The organism is Blastomonas sp., assembly GCF_041747255.1.
Taxonomy (GTDB): Bacteria; Pseudomonadota; Alphaproteobacteria; order Sphingomonadales; family Sphingomonadaceae; genus Blastomonas.
The window spans coordinates 1-1,559 of record NZ_JBGTFM010000468.1; the positions used below are offsets into that span (position 1 = coordinate 1).

At 62.3% G+C, this 1,559-nt stretch carries 3 protein-coding genes; all 3 read left to right on the forward strand.

From position 1 onward, the window contains the following. Positions 1-170 precede the first annotated feature (170 nt). The gene (locus ACEW8G_RS15490; RefSeq protein WP_373489294.1) at positions 171-512 is read left to right on the forward strand and encodes a hypothetical protein; all 342 of its coding nucleotides are present in this window, start codon (positions 171-173) and stop codon (positions 510-512) included. Between the two features lie 36 nt (positions 513-548). Beyond that, complete coding sequence (locus ACEW8G_RS15495; protein WP_373489295.1) at positions 549-1,043, forward strand: DUF305 domain-containing protein; 495 nt, start codon at positions 549-551, stop codon at positions 1,041-1,043. A gap of 118 nt (positions 1,044-1,161) precedes the next feature. Beyond that, positions 1,162-1,559, forward strand: a 398-nt coding sequence (locus tag ACEW8G_RS15500; protein WP_373489296.1) for a MerR family transcriptional regulator, incomplete at its 3' end; no start/stop codon positions are given.

Sequence of the window (1,559 nt, forward strand, 5' to 3'; positions counted from 1 at the left end):
GCGCAGCGGGCCGGTGTCCGCCCCGCCGTGCGGCATGACGCCGTGCCGGCTGTCGGAGGCGATGCCAAGAGGAACCCGCTGATGGCAAGCGGGTTGTACTTGCTGGGGCATCGTTTTCCCCGGATGGGCAAGTATCGATGAAAATGTCAGCGCGGATATGGAGAATGGGATTGGCAGCGGTGCTGACGCTCACCATCGTCCTCTTCTGGCCGCCTGACCATGGATTCGCATCATCCTATAATACCGGGCTGCAAGCGGAAGCGCATGGCCACCTTGCGTACAGCGAACAGAACGACCAGCACCGCCATCTCAACGTCAAGATGGATGCCGACTGTGATGCTTCGACAATCGGCTGTTGCGTGATGGCGCATTGCTGTCCAGGCATTTCAGTCGGCCCGGACGACTTGCCCTTGTTTACCAGGAATGACGGGACGACAGCTGCATCAGCGGACCGTGGCACAGGCAGCGACCCGGTGATGGTGCTGCCGCCGCCCAGACATTTGCCGGTCTGATCGCGCAAAAAAATCCCACAATCAGGAGAACTCAAGATGAATATCGCAAAGACGATCCTCGCAGCGGCTGTCGCCGCAACCGCATTCTCGGCACCGGCTTTGGCCCAGGACGCGGAACTCAAGCTACCCGGGCAGTGCACCGCTGCGTCCGACACGCACGGAACGGACCATTCGGCCATGGGCAATGGTGGCATGCAAGACAACCAGGCTGGGGGCATGGATTCCGGCATGATGGACATGATGGGGATGGGAGGCGTCGATCTCGAAGCCATGCCCGAGCACGTTCAGGAGAACATGCGCCGGATGATGATCAGCATGCCCGCCATGCACGACGGCATGATGAATGAAGACGCCGACGTGGCCTTCGCCTGCGGGATGATCGCCCACCATCAGGGGGCGATCGACATGGCGCAGGTGCTGCTCGAGCATGGTGACGACGAGCAAATGATCAAGCTTGCGGGAGAGATCATCGCCGCACAGGTCGGCGAGATCGAGCGGATGACCATTTGGCTCGCCGAAAACGCCAACTGACATGGCCTGGCCCCGCGGTACAGGCTGCGCGGCCACTTTTGCGGGGCGTTGCGAAACTTCTTGAGCTTCCAGCGACTGGCAACTCTATTGGGTGTGAAACAGCTTCGGAGACGTCGCCATGAACATCGGAGCCGCCGCCGGGCAGTCAGGCCTGTCATCCAAGACGATCCGCTACTACGAAGACATCGGCCTTTTGACTGCCGATCGGGCCGCGAACGGCTACCGCGACTATTCCAATGAAGGCGTCTACCGGCTCCGCTTCGTCCAGCGATCCCGCAGCCTCGGATTTTCAATCGAAGAGCGCAGGAAGTTGCTCTCCCTTTATACCGACCGCGACCGCGCCAGCGCGGACGTAAAGGCAATCGCCACCGAGAAGCTCGGCGAGATCGACCGCCACCCGCGTCGCCAGATCCCCCATCATGCCGCCAGCCCCACCCCGCCATCGTTGAGATGGCAGGCGACCGTGCGCCCCGCCCCGGCCCCGGTGAGCCGCGGCACCTCCGCCTTGCAGCGCGG

Excerpts from the sequence above, each read along its gene's own strand:
- ACEW8G_RS15495 (WP_373489295.1), top strand. The coding sequence starts at position 549 with ATGAATATCGCAAAGACGATCCTCGCAGCGGCTGTCGCCGCAACCGCA.